The 2,689-nt window shown below is 74.6% G+C and carries 2 protein-coding genes; both read left to right on the top strand.

Features of this window, described 5'->3' with window-relative positions; translation table 11 throughout:
• Positions 1 to 77 precede the first annotated feature (77 nt).
• A complete protein-coding gene (locus MXD58_RS28395) occupies positions 78 to 563 on the top strand; it encodes a serine/threonine kinase C-terminal domain-containing protein (protein WP_518478709.1) in 486 nt (161 codons plus the stop codon).
• Positions 564 to 656: 93 nt separating this feature from the next.
• Positions 657 to 2,588, top strand: a complete 1,932-nt coding sequence (locus MXD58_RS28390) for a serine/threonine-protein kinase (protein WP_248838435.1) — start codon at positions 657 to 659, stop codon at positions 2,586 to 2,588.
• Positions 2,589 to 2,689: the final 101 nt, after the last annotated feature.

Genomic DNA, 2,689 nt, shown 5'->3' with positions numbered 1-2,689 from the left:
GCGCCCCGCCGCCTGGCGGCCGGACGGCCGGCGACCGGAACGCGTCCCGGTCGGTGGATCCGGCGATCGTCCCCGCGATGCCGGTGGCGCACGACACAGCCCCGGCGCCCGCGCCGCCGGGTTGGAGTTCCTTCACGGACCCCGACACCGGTTGGTCCGTGGCCTATCCCACCGGCTGGCGGCGGCAGGCGGGTCCCGGCGGCCCCGGTAACGTCGACTTCATGGACCCGGTTTCCGGGTCGTTCCTACGAGTGGGTAGCGTCAGGCAGGCAAACACTTCTGCGATCGTGGACTGGCAACGCAACGAGGCCGGTTTCGTTCGGAGCGTGCAGGACTATCGGCGCGTACGACTCGCTTCCAGCGACGGTGGAGACGGCACCAACCAGGCCGACTGGGAGTTCACGTACCGCAGGTCGGACGGGGTCATGGTGCATGTGCTCAATCGGGGCGCGATTCGCAACGGCCACGGATATGCGCTCTACTGGCATACCCGGGAGGATCTGTGGTTGCAGGATCAACCATTGCTGCGCCAACTCTTCGAAACCTTCCGGCCCGGTCCGTGATGTCACCTTTCGTCGGGTTTCCGACGTCCGTGGCAGCCGAAAACACGCGGGCTGTCGCGCACGTAGATGCGTCCGTCTGTCAGACTTGACACGATGGCCAAATCGGCAAGCGTGCCCTCGGACACCGACCGGCACGGCACCCCCCGCTACGTAGCGCAGCGCTACCGACTCGACACGCCCATCGGGCGCGGTGGAGCCGGTGTCGTGTGGCGCGGTGAGGACGAACTCCTCCAGCGGCCGGTGGCCATCAAGGAGATCCTCGTCCCGATGGCCGGCGCGCAGAACGAGCGCGACGCGATCCGGGCCCGGGTCCTGCGCGAGGCCCGCGCCCTCGCTCGGCTGCACAGCCCCGCGATCGTGTCCGTCTACGACGTGGTCGAGGAGCATCAGCGGCACTGGATCGTCATGGAGCTCGTCGACGCGGACAGCCTCGGCGACGTGATCCGCACCCACGGCCCCCTGCCGTTCGACCAGGTCGCCGCCATCGGGCTGGCCCTGACCGACGCGCTGGCCGCGGCGCACTCGGCCGGCGTGCTACACCGCGACGTGAAGCCGGGCAACGTCCTGCTCGGCCGGGACGGCCGGGTCCGCCTGACCGACTTCGGCATCGCCGCGACCGAGGGCGACGTTACCCTCACGGGAACCGGCGCGCTCGTCGGCTCCCCCGCATACATAGCGCCCGAACGGGTGCGCGGCTCCTCCGGCAGTCCCGCCAGTGACATGTGGGGGCTCGGCGCGACGCTGTACTCCGCCGTCGAGGGTCAGCCCCCGTTCGAAGGCCCGGAGACCTACGCGGTGCTCACCGCCGTCGTCGAGGGGCGCCGGCGCGCGTTCCGGCTCGCCGGCCCACTGCGCAATCTACTCAGCGACCTGATGGACCGTCCCGCCGAGGAACGGCCCGCCGCCGCCGAGATCCGCCGGCGTCTCATCCCCGTCGCCCGCAACGCGAACCCGGTCCCGGCCTCGGTGATGCACGCGAAGCCCCGCGGAGAGATCGACACCGCCGGGCCGAGCGCCGCCGACGTTGGCCTGGAGAACCTCGACGACGCCGTGGACCAGGCCGCCGCGGTTGACCCCCCGGCGGCCGCGCGCACCGGTCCGTCCGGCGGTGGCACCCGTTCCACCGGTCCGCAGACCGGCGGAACCCCGGCAGCCGGGCGGCTGGCCGCGGCCGGCCCGCTGGGTGCGGCGTCCCCTGCGGACGCGGAGGTGACCGCCGACCCGGTGCCGGACGTCCCGGACGCGACCGCGATCTCACCCGCGACCGGCGGCAAGCCCTGGCCACCGCGCCCGGACACGGCGTCACCCACGTCACAGCCGCGAACCAGGCCGCATCCCGATCACGACGCGCTGACCCAGATCAGGCCGGCCGCGCAGGTCTCGGGACCGACCCGCGGCGGCGCCGACGACGAGACCCGCATCGGCACCGCCCCCCTGACCGCGGCCGAGTTCGCGATGCTGGACGACGACCACGCCGCCGGACTGGTGCCGCTGGACGACGCCCGGCGACGGGCCGAACCGCAGCGTCGCGGCGCGCCCGAGGAGTCCGGCGCCGGCAGGCACAAGGCAGACCGTCGGCGCACGATCGCAGTCGTGGCCGGTGCGGTCGCCGCCCTCGCCGGCGCGGCCATCGCCTTGGCCGTGACGCTGTCCGGAGGTGGCTCCGCCGCCCAGCCCAGCGACGTCACCGCGCAGGAGACGACCCCGCCACCGGCCACGGCGACCAGAACCCACACGGCGACGCCCTCGCCGACGTTCAGCGCACCGATCGTGGTGACGCCGGAGCGGCCGCGTTACACCCGCCGCCCGCGCGAGACGACACCCCCCGCGCCGGAGCCATCGCTCACGCCCGACCCGACCGTCGAGCCGACGCCCTCGGCCCCGACGCCCAGCGCACCGGAAACGACGTCGGCCTCGCCCACCCGCCCGGCCCCGACGACCACGGCCCCGGTGCCGCCGACCAAGCCGGCGCCCACCACCACCCCGGCGCTGCCCCCGACGACTGCACCCGCGCAGACCGGGTAACGCTCGCCGTGGGGGGGGGGGGGGGGGGGGGGGGGCGGGGGGCGGGGGGGGGGGGGGCGGGGCGGGCGCGGGGGGGCGGGGCGGGGGGGGCGCCGCGCCGC

This window comes from Frankia sp. AgKG'84/4 (genome assembly GCF_023242965.2).
Classification (GTDB): Bacteria; Actinomycetota; Actinomycetes; order Frankiales; family Frankiaceae; genus Frankia.
This window is presented reverse-complemented; position numbering and strand designations above follow the sequence as displayed.

Bases quoted from the DNA above. Each gene is read 5' to 3' on its own strand.
- MXD58_RS28395 (WP_518478709.1), top strand. From the start codon at position 78: ATGCCGGTGGCGCACGACACAGCCCCGGCGCCCGCGCCGCCGGGTTGG.
- MXD58_RS28390 (WP_248838435.1), top strand. From the start codon at position 657: ATGGCCAAATCGGCAAGCGTGCCCTCGGACACCGACCGGCACGGCACC.